At 43.1% G+C, this 22,388-nt stretch carries 13 protein-coding genes; 8 read left to right on the top strand and 5 right to left on the bottom strand.

What is annotated here, in order from left to right; translation table 11 throughout:
- Positions 1 to 88 precede the first annotated feature (88 nt).
- The 3 genes from ftsZ to XZ46_RS11300 all read left to right on the top strand — a co-directional run bounded on the left by ftsZ (position 89) and on the right by XZ46_RS11300 (position 4,843).
- Positions 89 to 1,375 carry a cell division protein FtsZ gene (gene ftsZ, locus XZ46_RS11310; protein ID WP_006625893.1) on the top strand — a complete coding sequence of 429 codons (1,287 nt, stop codon included), beginning with the start codon at positions 89 to 91 and terminating at the stop codon, positions 1,373 to 1,375.
- A gap of 186 nt (positions 1,376 to 1,561) precedes the next feature.
- Positions 1,562 to 2,608: a caspase family protein gene (locus XZ46_RS11305; RefSeq protein ID WP_008050552.1), complete on the top strand. Its 1,047-nt coding sequence runs from the start codon at positions 1,562 to 1,564 to the stop codon at positions 2,606 to 2,608.
- Between the two features lie 30 nt (positions 2,609 to 2,638).
- Entirely contained in the window at positions 2,639 to 4,843 is a 2,205-nt protein-coding gene (locus XZ46_RS11300; protein WP_008050551.1) for an nSTAND1 domain-containing NTPase, read from the top strand.
- Between the two features lie 20 nt (positions 4,844 to 4,863).
- Here the strand turns inward: XZ46_RS11300 and XZ46_RS11295 are convergent, their stop codons facing one another.
- Entirely contained in the window at positions 4,864 to 7,227 is a 2,364-nt protein-coding gene (locus XZ46_RS11295) for a S8 family serine peptidase (RefSeq protein WP_008050550.1), read from the bottom strand.
- Between the two features lie 84 nt (positions 7,228 to 7,311).
- Entirely contained in the window at positions 7,312 to 10,506 is a 3,195-nt protein-coding gene (locus XZ46_RS11290; RefSeq protein WP_048895056.1) for an ATP-binding protein, read from the bottom strand.
- A gap of 358 nt (positions 10,507 to 10,864) precedes the next feature.
- Between XZ46_RS11290 and XZ46_RS11285 the strand changes: the two genes are divergently transcribed.
- Positions 10,865 to 12,130 carry a glycosyltransferase gene (locus XZ46_RS11285; protein WP_008050547.1) on the top strand — a complete coding sequence of 422 codons (1,266 nt, stop codon included), beginning with the start codon at positions 10,865 to 10,867 and terminating at the stop codon, positions 12,128 to 12,130.
- A gap of 79 nt (positions 12,131 to 12,209) precedes the next feature.
- Positions 12,210 to 12,425, top strand: a complete 216-nt coding sequence (gene nblD, locus XZ46_RS11280; RefSeq protein WP_006620255.1) for an NblD family protein — start codon at positions 12,210 to 12,212, stop codon at positions 12,423 to 12,425.
- A 10-nt stretch (positions 12,426 to 12,435) separates the two neighbouring features.
- Here nblD and XZ46_RS11275 read toward each other — a convergent pair whose 3' ends face one another.
- From XZ46_RS11275 to XZ46_RS29250, 3 genes are all read right to left on the bottom strand, one after another.
- Complete coding sequence (locus tag XZ46_RS11275) at positions 12,436 to 14,082, bottom strand: serine/threonine-protein kinase (RefSeq protein WP_008050544.1); 1,647 nt, start codon at positions 14,080 to 14,082, stop codon at positions 12,436 to 12,438.
- Between the two features lie 93 nt (positions 14,083 to 14,175).
- Entirely contained in the window at positions 14,176 to 15,285 is a 1,110-nt protein-coding gene (locus XZ46_RS11270) for an RNA-guided endonuclease InsQ/TnpB family protein (protein ID WP_230428100.1), read from the bottom strand.
- Complete coding sequence (locus tag XZ46_RS29250) at positions 15,248 to 15,856, bottom strand: IS607 family transposase (protein ID WP_071829334.1); 609 nt, start codon at positions 15,854 to 15,856, stop codon at positions 15,248 to 15,250. Before XZ46_RS29250 ends, XZ46_RS11270 begins: the two co-directional genes overlap by 38 nt.
- Before the next feature lie 403 nt (positions 15,857 to 16,259).
- Between XZ46_RS29250 and pheT the strand changes: the two genes are divergently transcribed.
- The 3 genes from pheT to XZ46_RS11255 all read left to right on the top strand — a co-directional run bounded on the left by pheT (position 16,260) and on the right by XZ46_RS11255 (position 22,372).
- A complete protein-coding gene (pheT, locus tag XZ46_RS11265) occupies positions 16,260 to 18,713 on the top strand; it encodes a phenylalanine--tRNA ligase subunit beta (protein WP_008050537.1) in 2,454 nt (817 codons plus the stop codon).
- Between the two features lie 173 nt (positions 18,714 to 18,886).
- Positions 18,887 to 19,156 (top strand): YciI family protein, encoded by a 270-nt coding sequence (locus XZ46_RS11260; RefSeq protein ID WP_006620252.1) that lies wholly within the window; start codon positions 18,887 to 18,889, stop codon positions 19,154 to 19,156.
- Positions 19,157 to 19,291: 135 nt separating this feature from the next.
- The gene (locus XZ46_RS11255) at positions 19,292 to 22,372 is read left to right on the top strand and encodes a hypothetical protein (RefSeq protein WP_008050535.1); all 3,081 of its coding nucleotides are present in this window, start codon (positions 19,292 to 19,294) and stop codon (positions 22,370 to 22,372) included.
- Positions 22,373 to 22,388: the final 16 nt, after the last annotated feature.

Genomic DNA, 22,388 nt, shown 5'->3' with positions numbered 1-22,388 from the left:
TTTGGGTTGTTAGCTCAACTTAAACAAACTTAGTTGACTTGGACTTGTTTAAATATTAAAACTGATTCATCTACCCCAAATACTTAAAATGATGCTTGATAAGAGCAATCTGGGATCTACCCCAAATAACAACCAACCTGAAGGAAAAGCCAGCCTGTGGACGGCAGCAGAATCGGCTAACCCCTTTCGCCAAAATAATGAAGGATTAAATAATCATAATAATGATGGTAACGCCGTCCCTAATGAACAGTCCTGGAGTAGTGATATTGTGCCTAGCAACGCTGCCAAAATTAAAGTTATTGGTGTAGGGGGAAGTGGCGGAAATGCCATTAACCGGATGATTGATAGCGAGGTCTCCGGTGTCGAGTTTTGGGCCGTCAATACCGATGCCCAAGCCCTTACTCAGTCTAAAGCATCTAAACGCCTTCAGGTTGGTCAAAAACTGACCAGAGGTTTGGGAGCTGGCGGAAATCCGGCGATCGGTCAAAAAGCCGCTGAAGAGTCCCGGGATGAAATCGCCCAAGCCTTAGACGGTGCCGATTTGGTCTTTATTACCGCTGGTCTAGGTGGCGGCACCGGTACTGGTGGCGCTCCCATTGTCGCCGAAATCGCCAAAGAAGTTGGAGCCTTAACTATTGGCGTAGTTACCCGTCCTTTCACCTTTGAGGGACGGCGACGCATTTCCCAGGCTGACGAGGGAATTGCCGCCCTTCAAACTCGCGTTGATACCCTCATTGTGATTCCTAACAATAAGCTCCTGTCCGTCATTAATGAGCAAACCCCTGTACAGGAAGCCTTCCGCTATGCTGATGATGTATTGCGCCAGGGGGTTCAGGGTATTTCTGATATTATTACCATTCCCGGATTGGTGAATGTGGACTTTGCTGATGTCCGTGCCGTCATGGCTGATGCCGGTTCCGCTTTATTGGGTATTGGTATTGGTTCTGGTAAGTCACGCGCGCGGGAAGCTGCCTTAACTGCTATTTCTTCGCCTTTATTAGAATCCTCCATTGAGGGTGCGCGGGGAGTTGTATTTAATATTACTGGAGGCACAGACCTGACCTTGCATGAGGTCAATGCTGCCGCCGAGACCATTTATGAAGTCGTCGATCCTAATGCTAATATTATTTTTGGGGCCGTCATTGATGAACGGATGCAGGGTGAAGTCAAAATTACCGTCATTGCTACCGGGTTCACCGGTGAATCTAAATCTACTGTTCCCCAATCCGGCAGAGAGGTTCCTTTGTCTCGACCCATAACTTCTATTCCTCAGCAGCGCACTATACCGACTCCTGCTCCTGAGCCACAACCTCAGCCCCAGGAACTTGATATTCCCGATTTTCTCCGTCGTCGCCGTCCGCCTCCTGGTCGGTAGAGCATCAAAAATTCCTAAATTCCTATCCCCCCTTAACCCATCTGATTACCGGGTAGAGGGGTTATTTATGGGAATTGGGCGCTGAGGGTCATAGCGTGTTAAGCAATAATTAAATTCTTCGCCACTTTCCGGATCTGAGGTTAGCCTATAGGTATCAGAAGGGCAATTTATAGTTTCCATTAAATTATGTCTAGCACTTATAAAAACGGACACGCTTTAGTAATTGGGGTTGGTCAAGATTTACCCAACACCGTTAATGATGCTGAGGGTTTAGTTGCCATTCTCACCGACCCGTCCAGATGCGCCTATCCACCCGAACAGGTGACATTATTAGTTAATGAAAAAGCCGATCGCTCTCAGGTATTAGAAGCCCTAGATCAACTCGCTAAAACCACCAATTCCGAGTCAACTGTAGTTATCTATTTTTCCGGTCATGGCTATCAAGTCGCCTCACCTACCGGGGAGTTTTATTATTTCATGCCCTATGGCTACAACATTAATAAACTCTATCAAACTGCTATTAGTGGTCAGGAATTTTCCGAAAAACTTAAAGCTATTACCTCCCAAAAACTGTTAATTTTATTGGACTGTTGCCATGCGGGAGGCGTGGGAGAAGCCAAAGCACCAGGACTAGAAATGGCTGCCTCTCCTTTACCGCCTGAAGCCATCAAGTTATTACAAGAAGGTCGAGGAAAAGCCTTGATTGCCTCCTGTAAGGAAGATGAACTCTCATATCTTTATAAACACAAACATAATAGCGAATTTACCATGGCTTTAATGGAAGCCTTTTGTGGTTCTGGGGTCGCTAAAAAAGATGGTTCGGTGAGGGTCGCCGATTTAGCCTTACATACTCGCCAGGTCATCCCCACCCGCACCCAAGACCGACAACACCCGGTTTTACACTATGAAAATGCTGATAATTTTGTGGTGGCTTATTATGCGGGGGGAAGCATAGAACCCAAAGGGTTGCCATTTCCGCAAGCGACAGAAGAACCGGAAACCGAAACGGCGGCTAAGTCTCAACCTTCGGTGGTGTTTGACCAAAAAGACCAAACCGTTGACAATCAAACTAATATTGCTGGAAATGTGGGAGAAATTGGGAAACAGGAAACCCATATTTCTGGGGGGTTTAATCAACCGGGTTGGAAGGTTGGCGGTGATGTGATTCAATCACAGCGAGATGTGGTTATCGGTGCGAAACAACGGAAAACCAATGACTCCGAAGATGAATAGTAAAACCGAGTAATTTGCAGGTAAATAATCATGGTAAAATCATCAGAACTGAATCAGAATCCCCTTGAAGATGAAACTCATATTACTGGGGGGTTTAATCAACGTACCTGGGAGGTTAATGGTAATGTTATTCAAGGGAGTTCGGTAACTGTTTATTTATCTGCTTCTGCTTATACGATACCCACGGAGAAGGAAACTAAGCCGACTCAATTGGGGGAGAATCCTTATCGGGGATTAGATGTATTTAGAGAAGAAGATTCTATGTACTTTTTTGGGAGAGAAAAGCAAATTGAGCGACTGTGGGAAAAATTCCGCGATTTGAATGAAGATGAATCGGCTTGTCGATTTTTGCCGATTTATGGAACTTCTGGTTCGGGGAAATCATCATTGACGCGATCGGGTTTAATTCCAGAATTGGATAAAAAACCTTTATTCGGTTATCAAAAAGCTCAAATTGCGGTATTATTTCCGACTACTCATCCCCTGGAGTCCTTGGCGACGGTTTTGGCGCGAATTGTGACCAATGACCCTTCACCAGTGGAAAAAACCGCAGAATTTGAACGGGTGTTAAAAAACCCCAGCGATAGGGGAGAGTATGAAGGGTTACGACGCATTGCGAATCAAATCCCGAATATTCATGAGTCGCTTCTGGTGGTGGTAGTGGATCAATTTGAGGAAGTTTTTACTCTCTGTAAAGACGATGAAGAAAGGAAGGCTTTTATTGCTAATTTACTCTGTGCGGCGAAGGATGCAGATAGACATACTTCGGTTATTGTCACCATGCGGAGTGATTTCTTGCGGGAAACTCAACAATATCCGGGGTTAGATGGGTTATTTTCTAGTAATGGCTTTTTGGTGCCGAGTATGCAGCGAGAAGAGTTAGAAATGGCGATCGCCAAACCCGCAGAACTCGCCGGACATAGCCTCGAACCTGCAATCATTCAACTATTAATTGAACAAACCCAGGGAAGGGAAGGCGCTCTCCCATTGCTTCAGTTTGCATTACAACGCATTTGGGAAGGGTTAGAAGATGGTATAGACCCCGCAGAAACCTTAGAAAAAATTGGGGGTGTCGGGGGTGCTTTAGCGGGAGAAGTACAACGTTTATATGAGTCCCTAACTCCAGAAGACCAAATATTAGCGCGTCGCATTTTTCTAGCTTTAGTCAACCCAGACGAGTCCGACAAAACCACCCGTCGCCGCGCTCCGGTCTCCGAATTAATTAGCAATAAACAGGAAGAACCCGCCATCAAATCAATTATTAGGCGTTTTTCCGCCAGAGGTGTCCGTTTCCTGTCTACTTCCCAAGACCCCCAGCGAGGTGAAACTCTGGAAGTCACCCACGAAGCGTTAATTCACCATTGGGATAAGCTACAGGGTTGGTTAAGTGAACGTCGGGAACAATTGCATCAAAAGCAGAAATTTGAGCGATATGCAGAGGAGTGGCGTTCTCAAAATAAATCCCCAGATTATTTGTTACAAAGTCGCATTCTTCGGGATGCTCGGGAGTTTAATAAAACGGCGGCTCAGGAAGTGGCATTATCTGAGTTAGCCACGGAATTTATTAAGGCGAGTCAGACTGAAAAATGGCGCAAAATATTTAAAAATCTGGGAGTTTTAGCTCTGGTTCCTACTGTGATGATTGCTGGTTATCTGATATTTGATGAACAAATTACAAATATGCGTGTAAATATTCATACAGAAATACTGTTAGCTCAGAGAAATTGTGAGCCTACTCCCCAATTAAAAGATTTATTAGAACATCAACGGGAAAACGGTAGAACTAATTGGGAGAGAATTCATCTCTGTGGTAAGGCTCTCAATGGGATTAATTTTGAAGGAGCAGAACTTTCAAGATCTAACTTTCAAGATGCTTGGCTAAATGGTGCTAATTTGCGTGGAGCAGTTTTACTAGATACTGATTTTCAGGGAGCAAGACTTTACAAAGCAGATTTATATAATGCTTTTCTTATTAGTGCTAACCTAATAGGTGCTAACTTAGAATTAGCTAATTTAGAATCTGCAATAATGCACAATGCCGATTTACAGGATGCCGATTTACGGAATGCCGATTTACGGAATGCCGATTTACGAGGAGTAGACTTAACACAAACTAAAGGTCTTAGCCAACATCAAATCGAGTCAGCTATCCTTTGTGACACAAAATTACCTGATTATTTGTTGTCAGCAGAATCAAAACATCTGGAAAATAGAGATTGTCATAGATTCAATTAACAAACTTTTTATGATTAATTTCACAAATATTTAACATAGCGTGGAGAACTACTATTAAATTTTGTCTGTCTTATTTCAATTTTTCTGCCATCTTGAAGTTGATATATACCATCAGCAATTTGTGCCTGAAAATCGTAACTTTCTATCTCGATATATTGAGATGATTGTGTGGTGTGAAACTCTCCTAATGCTTCGGCTGCTAAGGCGGCTACTTTCTCGTCTGCTTCTTCTATAGCCTTAATTAAAATGCGTGTGGCTAACTTTTGATATTTCTGAATCCTGAGCAGGCTTTTGGCGGCGGAAACGTGCTTTTTCTGAATGGGTTGGGGTTCAACACTGGCTAGGTTGTTGATATATGATGATTTGATTTGCTCAATAATCTCTTGATTTCTCAAGTTAAAACCAGCTTGTGCTAGGGTGGTTTTGGCGGATTTTAGGATATCATTGACAAGGGATTCCTTAACTGTTTCTGGGTCGTCCCAACTTTTCTCTAGTTGCTGTAAACAAGCTACCAGAGCCAGTATGCCTTCGGTCCGGGGAGAGCGATCGCTAAAATGTCGCAGGGAGATATTTAGTTCAACGGCTTCGATTTCTTCGGCTTCGATTTTGCCCTTTAAAATATTGTCGAAATCATTTAAAATTTCATCGAATTTATTGTTGAGTTTGGGATAATTGTTAGACATGGTGACTTGACTCCTAGTTGCTGAAATTGTCGGTAAAGTTGATTGAGGTGTTTCCGGTTCTATGCTGTGACTGTGCCAAGTATTTGATAAGCCATGATCTGAGGCTGCATCAGGTACATAACTGGCTGCTGATGGACTGTCACAATCACAATTGATAGGGGCTGATAAAGCGGGATTAAAAGTATCATCAGCCTGGGAATAATCGATGATTTGAGAGTGGGATGCTTCCTGATTATTTACCTGTCTGAGGGTAGCAATGGCGTTCCCAGCATCAACTAAGCCGTAACCCGTGGCTAGGTCGCGACCCGGACCGGCTGTTGGTCGGCTGAAATAGTAATTAGAAAAACCCTTGACTACATCGATCGCACTTTTCTCTAAAATTCTCTTAGCACGCACCGGAGATAAACCCGGATCCAACTGTTTTAATAGCGCACAAACCCCCGCCACTTGGGGCGCAGCCGCCGATGTACCACTAAAAGCCGCCCAGCCATCATTGGCTTCGGTGCCATCCTCAAACTCAGCACATTTGATATCAGTGGAAGACCCAGGCGGCACAGGTAGCATAATATAGGCGGCGTGGGGGCGCTGTCCTACCAACCCGCAGACATCGGGAACCTGTCGCCCTCGATAAACCGGACTGTGGAAAGCACTGGAATAGTTACTCGCTTCTAACTCTCCCTTTGTGGGTCCGTCAAGATGCTTATAAACTCCCCCAGCAGCGATCGCATTGGGATGTTGACCAGGAAAAGACCAATCACCATTTCCCGCCGAAAAAATCACAATTATTCCCCGCCGCACCGCATCGGCTACTAAGGTGGCTAAGACCTTATTATAAGGTGAAAGTTCCGAACTTCTCTGATTTGAACCCCAGCTACAGGAGATAATATCAGGTCGTTGGGCGATCGCTGTCCTGAAAGCGGCAATAGAATTAACATTCCGGAATTTACCACGGATCGCCACATCAGCTTTAACCATGATAAAATCAACTCCCGGAGCCACTGCAAATAAATTAGCAGATTCTCCAGTTCCGTGACCGTTTGCATCAATATGTTTATCCGTAGAACCGGGGGCGAGAATCACCTGACCCTGATAGTTATGGTGAGTAAAAAAGGGGTGATTATACCACCCAGAATCCACCATTACTACTTTCACACCCCGACCGTCAATTCCCCCATCATGAGCCTGTTTTGCATTTAGACCCTTGGCTAAACAATCGGGTACAGATAAATATTGCGAGACTGCTGGCGGCGGAAAAGCAGAGGGAACACCTGACCCTAAATAAGAAACAGGTTCGTTAATGGCTACCCCTACCAGTTCTGTATTCCAACTGCTCTGAGAAATATCAATTTCCCCAGGGGGTTTATCATCAACCGCATCAATAAATTGAGCCGTGCTAGGCTGACCCAACTCTTTAATTACCTGATATTCAACATTAGTGAGAGTCGTCTGGAAAGACTGCTCATAAAGCTCAGGAGAGCCGCAAATACTAATAGAACCGCGACCTTTGCATAGGACATTAAATCCGGTATCCCTGAGCCTTTCTTCTGTGTATTCAATCAGCCGTGGATCAGCGTCAAACAGGGTGACATTTTCACTGGTAACTAACGTTTGTGTTGACAGCAGAGACTCTCCCGATCGCGATCGCACTACAGCTTCAGCATAGACCAAATCTGGGAGTTCCTGCCTAACTTGCCCATCCATATTTTTTTTTGCGGGCTAAAATTACTACCAAACACTCCCATTATCCCACATTTAATCAGCCATCAGGAATCATTTTACAAAACTTTACATTAACTCTCGAATCTGATCCAATAGTTCAGTCATGGAAATCCGACCCGATAGAAATTTGAGGGTGAGATGTTGAGTTAAACCCTGTAAGTCTGTGGGGATATGTTGAATGGGGGAACTGTTAGGTTTGGTATCAGGAGAAGTTTTAAATAAACCAGAATTGTCTAAAACCAGAATCGGCGGAATTGTTAAATCATCATGCTGAGAATTACCCAGGTTAACTAAAGCATCTAAAGCGTTTCGGAGAATGGGGGAAGTTTGATGGCGCACACAAATCAGCAATAAATCGACACTCTGATACTGTAATTGTTGCATAATTTCTTCCCAGGTTCTCCCCATAGTTCCCCGAAATCCTGCTGTTTGTAGATACTGAATCAAGGCTTGCTCAATTTTGCTGGTTTGGTCAGCCGGGGGATAAAAATTCGCCCTTTGATTACTTCCATCATCATCTAGGTTTACTAAGTCTGGTAATGTCAACAAATCCACCACCAAAATATGAGATTTCCAACTCATCCCCGCCGCCACTTGAATCACCTGTAAAAGACCTGGGTCAGCTTGTCGCCTCCTAGACCCCATATAAGTCTGGCTAATTTGAGGTAATAGACAGGGGAAAACGGATAATCCTTGAATTTGATTGGCTGCTTGAGTTGTGGGTGTGTCTAGGGTGACTATGGGAAGATTAGCTAGATGTTTTTCATCTTTCAATTCCAGCAAAAATGCCATGGGGTCATCAAGGTAATTAATAGACTCTAAAACCATAACATTAGGATGCCAAATTCTCGCCAGTAGTTCCGCCTGACCCAAATCATCAGCTTCCAAAATCCGACAAGGGGAAGTTTGAGAAGTGTCGTTAATGGGTGATGGCAAGTTTTTGTCGGTTAAACTACCTGCTAAGCCTTGGTTTAATTCGTCGTGGTCAACTGGATTTAACCACAGGACTGTTAATCTCTTAATTGGTGCGATCGAGGGGGTTTTTTCCAGTTGATTAATCACTAACTTTAAATCTGACTTCTCGACAGGTAAACTCAGAAAACCATCACAGGTTACTTTCATAGCCCGCTTTTTTTCCCCTAAAGTAGCTGTAATAAATACGGGAATTTGACAGGTATCTACATCGGCTTTCAGCAAGGTTAGCACATCCCAACCTGATAAAAGTGGCAGTAAAGGATTGAGAAAAATCATCCGAGGTTGCAACCTTCTGGCTTTTTCTAAAGCCTCGGTTCCCGTCCTGGCGACGATGGCTCGATAACCCAATTTGGAGAGTTTATCACTCAAATCATCAATATATTTGGGGACGGCTTCGACAATCAAAATTAACCGAGATTGTCCCTGGGTAGTGGGACGAGATAAATTGGTTTTAGGGTATGGAGAGGATGGATAAACGTCGGCTTTTTCCCAGTCTAATTTATCTGATTTCCAGCCGTTTACGGGAGGGACGGGAGGCAAAAGTAAGGTAAACTCAGTGCCTTTTCCTTGGTGGGAAATAAAGCTAATATCTCCACCATGAAGCCGGGCTAATCTTTGACAGAGAACTAATCCTAAACCTGTGCCTTCAAATTGACGATTTAGGGGACTTTCTAGCTGTTGGAACTTTTCAAAAATCAGATGTTGTTTTTGCTCGGGAATGCCAATACCTGTATCCCAAACTGTAAACACGATCCAATCCTCCCAACGGTTAACCCGTAAACCCATATAACCACCATCAGGAGTAAATTTAAAGGCATTAGAAATTAGGTTGATTAGCATCTGGCGTAGACGCAATTCGTCGGCTTCAATAGTTTCTAGTCCGGGTTCGATTTCGATGCTAAATTTTTGGCTACCTAAGCTAGATTGACTATCCTTAATATCACCCTGCTGGTGCAGGTGCAGGACGGCTTCTAAAGCGCGATCGCATACGGTTTGAATGTTCACACCTTCGGGAGTTAGTTCTAACTGTCCGGTCTCAATGCGGGTTAAATCTAAGATATCATTAACCACCATCATCAGATGTCGTCCGCTTTGGTGGATCAGTTTGGCGTATTTAGCTTGGCGATCGCTTAATTCCCCCAAGGCTTTATCTTTCAGCAAACTAGACAACCCCAAAACTGCTGTTAAGGGAGTTTTCAGTTCATGGCTAATACAGGCTAAAAACTCATCTTTGAGTCGATTTAGTTGGATTAAATCCGCATTTTTAGCGGTCAACTCTTGGGCGACTCGATATTGTTCTGTGATATCCTGAGCAATAATTAACCACCATTTATCAAAGCATTCTGTTAAACTTGGCTGTACCAAAGTCCGGCGGGTAAATTGCCACACTCGCTGCTGTTTGGATTGTGGACAAATACAGATATATGTTTCCGAATTTGAGCTATTATCGCACCACTTAGGCATATCCGAGCTACACTCGTCTAACTGGGTGGTGTTGGGGTTAACGGCTGTAGTTGGGGAGATGGAGGACTCTGGTACCGGGTTCGCCATGGTATAATCGTCCGAGTTGCTGCTGATATCGACATGGGTTGTAGTGGAGGTAGTAACCCATTGGTTGACTGTTTCAGCGGCTTGCTGCAAGACTTCTGGTTGATTTCCGACCTGTTGCACCCAAGCCGTATTCTGCCCCAAGATTTCCCCGTTTTGGGTTTGAATCATCATGGGTAGTGGCAATTGGTCTAGGAGTTGCAACAGGGAACCGAGAAACGAATCAAACCCCCCTTTCTGGACGGGTGACTGATATTCCGCCAATTGGACTGGCTGACTAACTAGATATGGCAGTAGTTTGGCTAAGTCAATCAGCCCCAAAAATTCCTGTTTTTGATTAATGATAGCCAGAGGGGACAGACCCTCTGTTTGATGATTATTACCGGATTGACAATAATAGGGATGCCATCCTAAATCATAACCAATTTGCTGCAAATAAGCCCAAAATTCTGGCCAATCTAAATAAGCGGGAATTAGAAGCAAGGGTTTAATGAGGCGATCGCTTAGATCGGCTAGGATGGCTTTTGTTAATGGCCGCTTTTTATTTTTTGTCGAAAATAAATAGGTAGTTAAATTACGCAGATACACTACCCCAATGGGATATTGCTGTTGGTTAACAACCACAACGCAATCATGATCACCTTCTGAGAATACTGACCACAACTGATCAACGGTGATATCCTGACCACAAACTGGCACCCTCTTGATTATTGTCGGAAGAGAGATTTGAGAAAACATGAAAAAACTTGAACCCCAAACTGGTTTGGTCGCAGATACCTATGAGAGTCAATTTTCAGAGGAACTGCTCCCACTGATTTATTTTAGCCAGGAATAATGACTAACTTCAAATTTAAGTATTTTCTTAATCTTTCCTAACTGACATCCTCAATCATTGAGTAATCATAAGTCTATAGAGAAATTATTAAATTTTATGACTAAGGGCGCGAGATTTGGTTACCATTCCTCACAGGGGACTCAGGCTGTTAGTAACCATGGAGGGGTTGATCCCTGCTGGGTGGTTATGACACTGCAATTGCCTCCCAAGTGTTACTGGGCTGGTATACTGACCTAAGTTCAATTAGCTATAAGTTAAACCATGGGACAAGGAGATTATAGTCGTCAACAACCATATTTCCATGATCCCAAGGTAGATAAAGCCATTGAGGATATCTATGCTGATTTGGATAGCTGGACTTATGAGATTGACAAAAGCCAACCATCAAGATTTAATACTGTCAGCTTTTATGTAGTGTTACCCCCAGTTTTTTATGAGGGGAGATTTATCAAAGGATTTTATTATAGTGAGTCGGTGGATTTGCTGAATCATGTCTTGCCGAATTTATCCCGTTATTTCTTCTCGTTGGCTTACTCGATGTGGTGTTCCTATCCTTGGTCACAAACGGCTGATGCCTATTCCTGTTTGTATAATAACCGCGATCGCGCCCGGTGGTTTTTCCGAAATAATCCCGTTGATAAAGTGTTGATGACTTGCTACAATTCGGACTTTATTAATGAGTATATTATCGCCCCGAAACCCATAGAGACAAAAGATATTGATTTGCTTTGTGTTTCTCGGATTGCTCCCGAAAAGAATTTGCCGATGATTGCTAGGGGTTTAAAAGTGTATCGGCAAAAATATCAACACCACATTAAACTATCTTTAATTGCGGGCGATCGCCACCTAGACTTTAATAACTTTGATAATAATGATGAGATTACCCGGAAAATTTTGGCAGAAATCACGTCAATACTAGGGAATCCCTGGGATTATATTAATTTTATCAAGTATGCCAACAATTATCAAGAAATGCCAGCATATTATTCACGGTCAAGGGCTTATATTTTGGGGTCATTATTAGAGGGTAAAAATCGCAGCCTGAGTGAGGCGATGAGTTGCAATATTCCGGTGATTTGTTTTGAGGAGTTTAATCAATACGCGAGGGGAAGCGATCGCCTTTTTCCCGAAGCGGCGGGTTTATGCGCCCAATTTGACCCCGAATCCCTAGCAGATACCATTCATCAAGTCTTAGCAAATCCGGGATTATTTAAACCCCGATTAAGCTATTTAAAACATCGAGGGAGAAAGAACTTTTTTAATACCTGTCTGACCGCCTTTCCCTATTATCAACAATCCATTCCCGACTACCACCATAACTCACCTTTTCATAGTCTGTGGTTAGATTTAGCCATTCAGGACAACTATCAAATGAGTCTATATGATTTCCTCTATGGACGATCTGAATATTCCCATCTCAGAGGTCTGGTGAATATTTATAAACATCTCAATCAGTGGTTAGGCTGGCTACAGAGTCAAATAAATCGGAAATACCCCGGAATTTTGACCAATAAGCAACCGGGTTGATTTGGTAAAAGGGGCTTGCCAAATTGCTCCGATTGTGATATAATGTGCTGGCTTGACCCAAAAGATATGGTTAGATAAGATGACTAACGAACCATCCCAGGTCTGCCCAATTTGTGGCGTAAAAATTGTGAAAGCACCCGGAGGCGATCGTGTTTTATTTTCAGTAGGAGCCCCCGGAACCAGAGCCAGATTATGGGCGCGGGTGTGTCAGTTTGTGAAAAAACCAGGCTGCATAAATTCCGACCCCGCATTAATTGGTGAAACCAAACCCACAGACCCCTATCGACCGCAATAAATAGGCAATTTTACCACAAGCAAAATTTGCGTTTTCCATTAGGTAAAATAGTCCGCCAGTTAGTGCGTGCTAAAGCCAACTGTTCATCCCCCACAATACAACCTCTAAGATTAGCGCCGCATAAATTAGCACCTCGCAAATTAGCGCGAGTCAAATATGCACCCTGCAAATTAGCACCTCTCAAATCCGCCTTTTCCAGATTAGCGGTACTCAGATAGGCATTTTCCAGATTAGCATTTTTGAGTTTAGCCTGAGTCAATCGTGCGCGGCCAAAATTCGCATCTCTCAAGTCAGCATTTTGAAAATTAATATTACTAAGTCGCGCCTGATAGAAATTAGCACCTCTCCATTTTCCCCCGGACAAATTTAAGCCACTCAATTCACAATCGCCAAAATCTCGGTGTCCCTGACTAAAAGCACTACGGAAATTATTTTCATTCCAATTATGGGAAGTAGAAGTTACGGTTTTCTGAGATAAGCCATCACTATGAATCGCAGTTACGGGAGCTCCCCGAGTAGCACTTAATCCCCCCCGGACAGGTCGTTTAGGGGTAGAGATTTCAGTCATTTCCTGTCGTTTTTTGCGTTCTCGGCGTTCCCGAATCAATTTCACTTCCCTTTGGGGAGCAGTCATCATTATGGAGGTTTTATCATCGTTATAAATAGTTTGTTCTTCGGGTGGTTCTGGTTTGGGTTCAGGTGTGAATTCTGTAACTATAGGCTGAACGGACATATTAGCAGATAAATCATCTTCTGCATCATCCTGATGATCAAGAGCATATAAAACATCTTTGGCGGACTGGTAACGCTGATAAACGGACACCGCCAACATTCTTTCTAAGACCAAACCAAAAGCATCACTGACATGGGTATGTTCTCGCCAGTGAACTTCCCCGGTGGTGGGGTTATGTTCCAAAGCGCTGGGAGATTTCCCGGTCAGTAAATAAATACAAGTCATTCCCACGGCATAAATATCACTAGCATAAACAGGTCGTAAAGACATCTGTTCCATGGGAGCAAATCCGGAAGTTCCAATGGCAAAATTAGTAAAAGCGGTTTCTCCAGTTCCCATCATGGTGGCTTGATTTACTTTATCCTTAACCGCGCCAAAATCAATGAGAACTAAACGATTATCCTGACGGCGACGAATGATATTAGCGGGTTTAATATCCCGGTGAATGACCTCTTGAGAATGGATATAATCGAGTAGTGGTAAAATATCCCGCAGAAACTCCTGAGTTTGTGCTTCGGTTAATGGTCCATTGGCTCTAACTTCTTGTTTGAGGGTCAAACCATCAACAAATTCTTGGACTAAATAAAACTGTTTTTTCCCGACAAAGTAATCTAAAAGACGGGGAATTTGGGGATGATCACCAATTTTCCCCAGAGTTTTCGCCTCCCGCTGAAAAAGCTGTTGTGCCATTTCCAGGACTTTTTTAGAAGTGGCAGAAGGTCGCAATTGCTTAACTACACAAGCAGGATAGCCGGGAAGGGATAAATCCCGCGCTAGAAATGTGGCCCCAAAACCCCCCTTACCAATGGGTTTAACGACTAGGTAGCGATTTCGTAGCCGTAGCCGGGAACCACAAGCCTGACACTTGACAGCCTCGTTAGGGTTTTCGGGATTAGGACAACTGGGATTGGTACAGTAACTCATGGCGGTTGGAGATAACTCAATTTAAGATTAACGTCAGACCGCGAATTCGTGTAAGTAGCTATGTATATAGCAAGGCACAGGGAACTGATACATTTACGCGACATTTATCCGGCTATTGCCTGACAATGCGACGATAGCACTATTACCCGTTAAGGTAACAGAGGCGGTATCCCGCAAAGCTTTTAGAAAGATTCCAAAAGCACCGTTCCAGTCCCTGGGTAGAGTGAACCCACACTCCGGACATCGGAACACTTTTGAGCCACCTAGCTGGGAATGCACATGACCACAGTGAGTACAGGTTTTGCTGGTGTATTCTTCCGTCACATCTACAACTGTGGTTCCAGTTATCTCGGCTTGATGTCTCAGGGTTAGTTTGAATCGATAATGCGCCCATGTCAGCATGGCGCGGGCAGTCTTGGATTTGATTTTCCGCTTGGCTTTGGCAACCATGTTGGAAGTCTCGAAGGTCGGCAGAAAAATTATGCTGTAGTTGTGAGTCAAGTAGTGAGCAATTTGTTTGTGGGCTTCATCAACTAGATTGCGGATTTTGGTTCTCATTCGTTGAGCCGCTTGCCTCATCCGTCGCCTCCTTGAACGACAGGGTTCCTTGGCGATTCGGCTCATCAAATCATCCAAATGTTGACATAGCCTAGTAATGCGTCCAATATTCCCGGAGCCAAATTCCAGAAACCGAGAGCCATCAAACCCAGTTATGAAAGTTCGCACACCCGGGTCTAATGCAATTACGCCATTCGCTTCAGTTGGGGTAACGGCAACTGGTTCAGGGAAAATCGCAAACCATCGACCTTTGGTAAACACCAACTGAGTCCCTTGCCCGCAAGTTTTAGGGATGGGTTCGGAAACCATGAAAGTTAATCCTTTCGTGAGTCTTGGATACCAACTCCCTGAAGAGAAATTAGTATTATTGAACTTAATCCCTTGAGAGCTGTCACGACAACTTCTAAACCTGGCATCAGGACTGGCGGTCAAAGCCTGATAGGCATCAAAGATGGCATTTTGCCGAATGTGGCAGGGTGTTTCTTTGACCCATTCGGGTAAGTCACTCTGCATCACTTTATTGCGTAACTTTAACTTGCTTAGTCGTTTACCACTCCGGGATAATGCAATTGCTTGGTTGTAGCAATACCGACAAGCAGCCAGCCATTTACGCCAGACTTGATTTAGCTCGGGGCTGGGGTAAATCCGGATCTTCTTTGACCTGAGTTTTGTATTTACTCCGTCCGTATAATCTGGAGCTAAAGCAGTGGAGGATGGCGAGGATGTCCTCAACCATTTGTCGTTCTGGACTGAGACTTGTCTGGTTGAGAACCATGAGTTGGCACCTGTTTTGCTCACAGAGCCATCGAAACCAGTCAAATCCAAATCTGGCCAATCGGTCTTTGTGGGCAACGACAACCATGCGGACATCTCCTGACAAGACTTGTCCCAGTAAGGCCAGCATTTTCTTTCCCTTGAAGTTGAGCCCGCCTCCGATTTCTGAGACGACTTCTGCTTCGGGGTAGAGGTTGGACAGTGCGGCCACCTGTCGGTTGAGGTCGGACTGCTGGGCGCGGCTACTAACTCTGGCATAGATAACGACTTTGCGTTTGTCACTGCCTGAAATGGAATCAGAATATGACTCAACGTTGTATCGTCGTTGCCCAGCGGGGGTTCTGATGGTCTCGATTGAGCCATTTTCGTCCCATCTGCGGAGTGTTCTTTCATGGACTCCAAGGATTTTGGCCGCTTCCTTGGGTTTGACATATCTGGCAATAGGTTTATCCTCAACTCTTCTCGCTTATTATACCGTATTGCCCTAAAATGTTAACCTAATTTGAGATTAAATCATGCTCTTAACAGCAGGTCAAAGGATTTGATCTTGGATATTTCAGGAATAATAGTCGATCTCCTCACTCTGTAGACCTAACTACCATTCTAAGACTACCATTCTAAGACAATTAACATGGTGGGTCTGCTCTATCTCTATGTATACCCATTATTGCCTAACTTTCTATGGGAACCTGTAATCAGGGGAATTAACGACTATTATCAACGATCGCAACCCCAAAATCCAGTAATTGCTACCATCATCGGCTAACAGGTCCCCAGAAAAAAGTTTCGCCACTAGGCTAGTTGACTCCTTAGAATGGAGAATCGGACAAAAAAATTGAAGTGATATGCGGATCTCATTAAACTGGTTACGAGAACTGGTAGACATCAGTATCAGTCCCGAACAATTAGCGGAAACCCTGACGGTAGCGGGATTTGAAGTAGAAGATATCGAAGATCGCCGCACTTGGGCCGATGGTGTGGTATTAGGGAAAATCGCGGAAATTGCACCCCACCCTAATGCGGATAAACTGCGAGTCTGTCAGGTAGACATAGGACAAAGCGATCGCCTAAATATCGTTTGTGGGGCCCCTAATGCAGCAGCAGATATGATTGTGGCTGTAGCGACCATTGGGACTTATCTCCCCGCCATTGACCTGAAGCTAAAAAAAACTAAGCTGCGGGGTGTCCCCTCTATGGGAATGATTTGTTCCCTATCAGAATTGGGTTTAGAAAAAGAATCACCAGGTATCCATAGCTTTGATTTAGACAACCCTGTGCTGGGAAGTGATGTCCGACCCCTAATCGGACTCGATGACGTGATCCTGGATGTCACAGCTACCGCTAATCGCGCGGACGGGTTGAGTATGGTAGGAATTGCTAGAGAAGTGGCGGCTTTGACTGGCGGGAGTTTGAAAATTCCTGACGCGGCGGGGGTATTAATTGGCGACCAAGACCCAGCAGGTGGGTTGGAAATTGACATTATGGAATCCCAAGCCTGTCCTACCTATATCGGAGGTGCGATCGCCAATGTAAAAATTGCCCCCTCTCCTGATTGGCTAAAACGACGGCTACAGGCGGCGGGAATTCGTCCCATTAACAATGTCGTCGATGTCACCAACTACATTTTACTAGAATGGGGGCAGCCTCTCCACGCTTTCGATCGCGATCGGCTCACTAACCTGACTGGATCTCAAAACCTGACTATCGGGGTGCGTTTTGCTAAGGCTTCTGAGTCTCTCAAAACTCTTGATGGTCAAACCCGCCAGCTACAAGACCAAAATCTGGTGATTACCGCTAATGATCAACCGGTTGCTTTAGCGGGGGTTATGGGAGGCGAGGATACGGAAGTTCACGACGCGACGACTAATTTAATCCTAGAGGCGGCGGTGTTTTCTCCGGTGGCTATTAGGCGATCGGCGCGTGTTCAGGGTATCCGCACGGAATCGTCTACCCGTTATGAACGCGGCATAAATCAAGCTGAACTGGCTCTGGCTTGCCGTCGTGCTATATTATTAATCTCGGAACTAGCTGGGGGAACTGCTACGGTTCAGAAATCCGCCAGCGGTGCTACCCAAATGCGGATGACTCAGGAAGTTTCCCTGAGTCTCGATCGCCTTAATGCTATTTTAGGACCCCTCAAGCGGGGAGAAGATACGGAGGTCGAGTCCTATTTACAGCCCCCAGAGGTTGAAAGTATTTTAACTGCTTTGGGATGTGGTACTAGCCGCCAAGAGGGGGAATCGGTAGTCTGGACGGTGACAGTTCCCCCCTATCGTCAACGGGACCTAGAAAGGGAAATTGACCTGATTGAAGAGGTGGCGCGATTATATGGATATGACCGCTTTTCTGATACTCTTCCGACTCAGAGTGTCCCCGGTTATTTACCACCAGAAGAAGCGGCTAAAAGAGACTTGCGATCGGCTTTTCGCGCTGCTGGTTTGACTGAGTTGATGCACTATTCCCTAGTTAAACAACAAGGGGATAATCAGGTGGTAATTGCTAATCCTCTGTTCGTGGAGTATTCGGCTTTACGAACTGAGATGTTATCTGGGTTAATTGATGCTTTTGTGTTTAACCTGGAAAATGGTAACGGTCCGTTAAATGGGTTGGAAATTGGCCGGATTTTTCGGCGTGATGGAGAAGTTTACCAGGAAGAAGATGCGATCGCTGGGGTGATTGGTGGCGACCCGTCTCAGGGTCGTTGGGTCAACAGTGGCAAGGATAATCCCATGAGTTGGTTTGAGGCTAAAGGTGTGTTAGAATCGGTGTGGGAGCGGTTGTCTTTGTCTGTGGAATATCGCCAAGAATCTGATGTGAAAATGCTTCATCCTGGACGGACGGCTACGTTATGGTTAAATGGCGATCGGCTGGGAATTTTTGGTCAACTACACCCCCAAATTCAACGGGAAAAAGAACTTCCTGAAGCTGTCTATTTATTCGAGTTTCGTCTCCCGGTACTCACGGCTGCTATTACGGCTAAGGATTACTTAAAGCGACCTTTTCAGTCCTATTCTACTTTCCCCGCTAGTGACCGCGACCTGGCCTTTTTTGTGGCGGATTCGGTGTCGGTGGCTGACTTGCAAAAAACCATGATTAAAAATGGTGGTAAAATCCTGGAATCGGTGGATTTATTCGACGAATACCGTGGCAAAAATGTTCCCGAAAATCAGCGAAGTTTGGCTTTTCGTTTGGTTTATCGGGTTGGCGATCGCACCCTTACTGATGAGGACATAGAACCCTTACAGCAAAAAATTAGGGATGCTTTGGTTAAGGAGTTTCAGGTCAGTTTGAGAAGTTAGTTAGTCTCCCTTTATCCCCCCTCCTTCCCTTCTTGGGGGGAGGTTGACTCCTCTTGTCGATAACCACCCACTTCTGAGAATTTCCTCAAAATCACATAGACACCTATTACCATGGCTCTGGTATAATGTGATAATATCTATGGTGGTGATTAGTTGACGACATTGAGAAGGTTATGGCAAAATATATCATGTTGGGTAGCTACTGTGAAGACGTTTTGGCGAAACGGGAACCCTACCGACCAGAACATTTACAGGGTTTAAAGGAACAAAAAGAATCGGGGGTTTTAATTACTATTGGACCCACCAAAGATCTAACTCAGGTTTTGGGGATTTATGAGGCTGAATCAGAGGCGATCGTTCGCGGCTTGGTGGAAGCTGACCCCTACTGGAAAAATGGGATCTGGACTGAGTACAACGTGAAAGAGTGGATTCAAGCATTCTAGTCTATTATCACACATCAATATAGGTGAAGGCAAGCCTCAGTCATCACCTATTTAATCACCCCGATAATTACTAAGGCGAATCACCCCGATAATTACTAAGGCGATCGCTACTATTATTTATCATCAGGAGTCAACATGAACATTTTAGGAATAGCTGACAGCAACTTAGAACCCGTAGACTACAGCGATATATTAAATAAAATTATCCAGCAAATTACCCAACAACAACCATTCAAAATTTCCCAAAATAAAAATCATCTGATTATCGACCTAGAGACTATTACTGAGCAACTAATTAAACAAAATATTGCTAACCCCATTAGTTCCAAGGGTATCATCAAATCAGCCACAGTTAATTTTAATAGTAATACTCAAAATATATTTAACCAACAAATCAGACAAATTCGGGATTTATTAAAAGACAAGTTACAGGAATTAGCCAGAGATAATAATCACCCAGATATCAACTCTTTAACTCATAGCTTTATCCGAACTTTACAGCAAATCAACAATCAGAAATTCGATTTATATTATAATTTTCCTGCTATCCAAAACGTCAAAACTTCAGAGTTAGAAACACGGGTTAATGAGAATGTGGGTAGTCATTCTATCCTCAAGTTTCATAAACTGACAATTTCCGTAAGAAACATCAATCAATTTACCCAAGATTTAAAACAGGGACTCCGTAACTATATTGAGGAAAAACTGGACCAAGAATCCAGCGAGGATGTAGAAGATACTCTGGAAATCCTAGATAATTTAACTAATGATAAATCTTCTGATTTTTATAAATTACAGAAAGTAGTCGATAGCGAATCCCTAGGGAAACTCAAAAAACACGCTAAAATCTGCTATTTAGAATATTTAGCCGCCAATTTAGCCACTAATAATAATCGCGATTTAGTTTATTTACAGGATTTAATTCGGCGACTAAAAGATATGGTGGCTTATATTTATGACCATGACAAACAGGATGGAGATTATCGAGTTAGTTATGGTGGAGAAACCATTAATTATCGGGATTGGTTTTCCCGGTCAGAGGTGTTTGACTCTCTCCCCATTATTCCGATAATTAGCGAGAGTTTAGGGGAAACCACCAGTCCAGACGGAAGCGAGAGAACCTTTACTTTTGGCTTAAAACTTAAATTTAACAACCCGGTTCAAGCTAGGGGAGGTAAACCAGCATTTGACTATCATCTTGATACGATTAATCCTGATAAAGCCGAAGCAAAAAAACCAGAATTTTATCAGGAATCTCTGTATTATCAAAAGGTCTTGAAATTAGCTTTTGTCTACTATTTTGCATTTGCGACTCACAGTAATCCTGACCAAGAAGATTATGATCCACAATCGGAACTAACTTATAATGTTCGCGAGAGTTTTGAGACCTATTTTTTGCCAATTTTTCAGGGTACAGATGAAGATAAAAAGTCTAATTTTTTGCAGCGTGTCATTAAAGGATTTTACAAATATAAAGTATTAAAAAAAATTAATAGACTCAAATCGCTACTTCATCATTGTCTTAAACAATCCACTATTTTAGAACCCCAAAATTTTCCTATTAAAATTGGCATATATAAGGGTATATTAGAATCAGATATTGATAAAATTAGCAATGGTTTGTTTTTTAATCATCTAGTAGAAAGCAATACCAAAGAGTGTCTTCAGTACATTACTATTGGCGATTCTAGTCCCGACACGGGAATATTTTGTCAACTTCCGGGTAATCTGAAAATCGAAGATATCCGCTATTATCAGACATCAGAAAATCAGCAATTTACCATCAATTATCATGGGATTGATAAAATTCAAAAATGTCTTCCGGTTTTCTTCCTTCCTAAAAGTAACCCAAATAGCCAACAAACAGAACAAATTTTTAGCAATATTCCAGGAATTATTTTTCACTACAATAAAGAATCCTTAAATAAGGAGCATGATAATTCTTCGGTACAGAGTTTTATTTATCGGTTTACCATGTCTCTGCTGATTTATATCATTTTGCTGATAATTCTGGAAGGTTGGGGACTGGTATTTTTACCAATTTTTCGACTTCATGAAGGTAGCGAAAATAAACCTTTTGAATCAGAGAAGTTTATGGCTAATTTATCGAAAGTAATTAGTCATTTATTGAATAATAAATATCGCGCCAATTCTCAAGGGTTGCGGATTAAAAATCTGACCCAAAGTTTTACCAAGGGAAATGCTTTGGGTTCGTTATATTCGGTATTACCGCGCAAGTTTATCCTAGATCAATCTGCTAATCGTCCCAGTTTCTCCCTGGATAAATTGGCTTTAATTGTGGTTTCTAGTGTTGAAAGTGATGGTTTATTCAAAGGCGATCGCCAAGACCGGATTTCTACTGTATTCGGTGAAGCGATCGGAATTAGGAAGCAGTCAGAGAATCAAATTGTCGTACAGTTATTAAAAACCTTTTCGGAAAATTATCTCTCTCGCAATTTATATACAGAACCCTCAATTTTAATGGATGTAGTAGATTATCTTTACGAGGAATTAGGATATCGTCACTTTTTGTATATAGCCAAAGCGCCATTTACTGATAATTTAAACCTAACCAAACAAGTGGATAATGAAGATGAGTTTTATTTCATGTCACCCACTTTAATTAAATCTCTCCAATCAGGATTACCAGATATTAAAATATATCCGGTTTTCTTTAATAAGTATTATGTCAGAAAAAGAAAAATGAAAACCTTAGACCAGGTTTCCTATAGTCTAAAGGATACTGCTAAATTATTAAACTTGGTAGAGGACCCTAGTAAAAACGTGGTGGTATTTTTTAATCTCTTTAATGGTTTATCTGTGAAAACCAAAAACGAGGACGATCGCTTTTATAATGGGGTGATGTCCTACGCAACTTTATTAAATATCTATCAAGGAGTCCTGGACGATCAGCATATTCGGGAGGGATTGATTCATAATAACTCTCTGAAACAAGACATTCTGCAATATTTGACTTTTTTCCACTTTTACAGATTAGAAAAAAAATTAGTTAGAAACAAGATCCAGATTAAACTAGATCCCTACGATCGCGTTATTGGTGATGATTCTTTACGAAAAAAATCTGTTTTTAATCATATTAATGGAAAAGCCAATTTTAATAGTTTGGCTTTTTTGAGTGAGGTTAACTCGATTTTGTATCCCCAGAATCGACGGAGACCCCAATCGGATTCCACCAATAACCTGGTTGATCAATAAGTTGAATAATCACGAT

Source organism: Limnospira indica PCC 8005, from assembly GCF_000973065.1.
Classification (GTDB): Bacteria; Cyanobacteriota; Cyanobacteriia; order Cyanobacteriales; family Microcoleaceae; genus Limnospira; species Limnospira fusiformis.
Note: the sequence above shows the minus strand (reverse complement) of the source record. Positions and strands in the feature narration are given on the sequence as shown.

Coding starts and splice junctions, on each gene's coding strand:
- ftsZ (WP_006625893.1), top strand. CDS start 89: ATGATGCTTGATAAGAGCAATCTGGGATCTACCCCAAATAACAACCAA.
- XZ46_RS11305 (WP_008050552.1), top strand. CDS start 1,562: ATGTCTAGCACTTATAAAAACGGACACGCTTTAGTAATTGGGGTTGGT.
- XZ46_RS11300 (WP_008050551.1), top strand. CDS start 2,639: ATGGTAAAATCATCAGAACTGAATCAGAATCCCCTTGAAGATGAAACT.
- XZ46_RS11295 (WP_008050550.1), bottom strand. CDS start 7,227: ATGGATGGGCAAGTTAGGCAGGAACTCCCAGATTTGGTCTATGCTGAA.
- XZ46_RS11290 (WP_048895056.1), bottom strand. CDS start 10,506: ATGTTTTCTCAAATCTCTCTTCCGACAATAATCAAGAGGGTGCCAGTT.
- XZ46_RS11285 (WP_008050547.1), top strand. CDS start 10,865: ATGGGACAAGGAGATTATAGTCGTCAACAACCATATTTCCATGATCCC.
- nblD (WP_006620255.1), top strand. CDS start 12,210: ATGACTAACGAACCATCCCAGGTCTGCCCAATTTGTGGCGTAAAAATT.
- XZ46_RS11275 (WP_008050544.1), bottom strand. CDS start 14,082: ATGAGTTACTGTACCAATCCCAGTTGTCCTAATCCCGAAAACCCTAAC.
- pheT (WP_008050537.1), top strand. CDS start 16,260: ATGCGGATCTCATTAAACTGGTTACGAGAACTGGTAGACATCAGTATC.
- XZ46_RS11260 (WP_006620252.1), top strand. CDS start 18,887: ATGGCAAAATATATCATGTTGGGTAGCTACTGTGAAGACGTTTTGGCG.
- XZ46_RS11255 (WP_008050535.1), top strand. CDS start 19,292: ATGAACATTTTAGGAATAGCTGACAGCAACTTAGAACCCGTAGACTAC.